General features: G+C 67.4%; 3 protein-coding genes and 1 pseudogene. All 4 read right to left on the bottom strand.

Features of this window, described 5'->3' with window-relative positions; genetic code table 11:
• Positions 1–434: pseudogene (locus tag FHT26_RS29425) on the bottom strand (tetratricopeptide repeat protein); the annotation flags it as partial.
• Positions 435–439: 5 nt separating this feature from the next.
• Positions 440–871, bottom strand: a complete 432-nt coding sequence (locus tag FHT26_RS29420; RefSeq protein WP_210427664.1) for an ExbD/TolR family protein — start codon at positions 869–871, stop codon at positions 440–442.
• Positions 872–889: 18 nt separating this feature from the next.
• Positions 890–1,318 carry an ExbD/TolR family protein gene (locus FHT26_RS29415; RefSeq protein WP_168563618.1) on the bottom strand — a complete coding sequence of 143 codons (429 nt, stop codon included), beginning with the start codon at positions 1,316–1,318 and terminating at the stop codon, positions 890–892.
• Between the two features lie 33 nt (positions 1,319–1,351).
• Positions 1,352–2,056 (bottom strand): MotA/TolQ/ExbB proton channel family protein (locus tag FHT26_RS29410; protein ID WP_168563617.1); only part of this gene is annotated, 705 nt, incomplete at its 5' end.

Here is a 2,056-nt window from a genome sequence, read left to right as displayed (position 1 = left end):
CTCGCGCCGCCTTCCTTGAAGTAGCGCTGGCCCCACTGCATCGTCTTCGCGTAGTCCTTGGCCCGGTAGGCCGTGCCCGCCAACGACTCCAGCATGCGCAGCTTGTCGGCCTGCGCCAGCTTGCCGCTGGCCGCCAGCGCCTCGAACGACTTGCCCGCGGTGTCCGCATCGCCCGCGCCCGAGGCCGCCGCGATGCGCATGCGCTCGATCGTGTAGCTCTCGCTCGCGTTCTTGTTCGGCACCGCGTCGGCGTCGCGCACCTTGGCCAGCGCTTCCTTGTACTTGCCCGCCTTGATCAGCTCGCCCGCGGCCTGCAGCGGCTTGCCGATGTCCGGGCGCACCGCTTCCTGTGCCTGCCCGCTTGTCAGCGCCGCCGCCAGCAGCGTGGCCGCCACCAGGGGTTTCAGCTTGCTTGAGTTCAGCCTGCTTGCCATGGTGCTCACTTGATGAACTGCTCGTTGCCCACCATGCCCAGCTTGGACACGCCCAGGCGCTGGGCGCTCGCCAGCACCATCGCCACCGACTTGTACTCCACCAGCTTGTTCGGCCTGATGTGCACCTCGGGCTGGTCCGCGATCGCCGCGGTCGCCGCGAGCCGGGTCTCCAGCACCGTGCGGTCGGGCACGACCTCGCCGTTCCACAGGATCGTGCCGTCGAAGTCGATGTCGATCGTCACCACCACCGGGTCGCGCAGCGGCGGCGGCGGGCTGCCCGTGGGCATGTTCAGGTTCACCGAGTGCAGCTGGATCGGGATCGTGATGATCAGCATGATCAGCAGCACCAGCATCACGTCGATCAGCGGCGTCGTGTTCATCTCCACCATCACGTCGGGGTCGCCACCGCCGCCGCCGGAGCCTACGTTCATTCCCATGTTCGGGTCCTTTGCTGCTTAGCCGCGCGGCGGGGGTTCCGTCACGAAGCTGATCTTCTGGATGCCCGCGCGCTGGCACGCGAACACCACCCGACCCACCGATTCATAACGGCTCTTCTCGTCGCCTCGGATGTGGATCTCCGGCTGCGGCACCAGCACCGACACCTTCTTCAGCCGCTCCACCAGCGCGTTGTTGTCCGCCACCGCCTGCGCGTTCCAGTACACGTCGCCGTCCTTCGTCACCGAGATCTCGATGTTCTCCGGCTTCGTCACCCGCGCGATGTTGGTCTCCTTCGGCAGGCTCACCGGCGCCGTCTGCGTCACCACCGGCACCGTGATCAGGAAGATGATCAGCAGCACCAGCATCACGTCCACCAGCGGCGTCGTGTTGATGCTGGAGACGACCTCGTCGTCGTCCCCGTCGCCACTACCCACGTTCATCGCCATTGCGTTCTCCTTCGCTCAGGAGTCAATGCGCGATCAGCGGCTGCCGCCACGCAGCGTCGAGCGGCTGCCCAGCAGCACGCCGTGCAGGTCCGCGCCGAAGCTGCGCACCGACTCCATCGTCACCTTGTTGCGACGCACCAGCCAGTTGTAGCCCAGCACCGCCGGCACCGCGACCGCCAGACCGATGGCCGTCATGATCAGCGCCTCGCCCACCGGGCCGGCCACCTTGTCGATCGACGCCTGCCCCGCAATGCCGATCGCCGTCAGCGCGTGGTAGATGCCCCACACCGTGCCGAACAGCCCCACGAACGGCGCCGTCGAGCCCACCGTGGCCAGGAACGCCAGCCCGTCCTGCAGGCGGCTTTGCACGTTGTCGATCGCGCGCTGCACGCTCACGCCCACCCAGGTGTTGCGGTCGATGTTGGCCGTCAGCTCCCCCTCGTGGTGGTCGCCCGCCTCGATCGCCGTCTCGGCAATGAAGCGGAACGCGCTGCCGTCCTTCAGCGTCGCCACGCCGTCGTTCAGGCTCGCCGACTTGAAGAAGCTCTTGCGCGCCGCGCGCGCCTCGCCGCTGATCTTGAAGCTCTCGAACAGCTTGGTCACCAGGATGTACCAGCTGCCCATGCTCATGATCACCAGGATGATCAGCGTGCCGCGCGCGACGAAGTCGCCCTGCGCCCACAGCGCGCTCAAGCCGTACGGGTTGTCCACCGACTCCTTGGTCACCGCACCCGGCAC

Source organism: Rhizobacter sp. SG703 (assembly GCF_012275445.1).
GTDB lineage: Bacteria > Pseudomonadota > Gammaproteobacteria > Burkholderiales > Burkholderiaceae_C > Rhizobacter.
This window is presented reverse-complemented; position numbering and strand designations above follow the sequence as displayed.

What these genes read in the sequence shown, in the direction of transcription:
- FHT26_RS29420 (WP_210427664.1), bottom strand. Translation starts at nt 871, where the DNA reads ATGGGAATGAACGTAGGCTCCGGCGGCGGCGGTGGCGACCCCGACGTG.
- FHT26_RS29415 (WP_168563618.1), bottom strand. Translation starts at nt 1,318, where the DNA reads ATGGCGATGAACGTGGGTAGTGGCGACGGGGACGACGACGAGGTCGTC.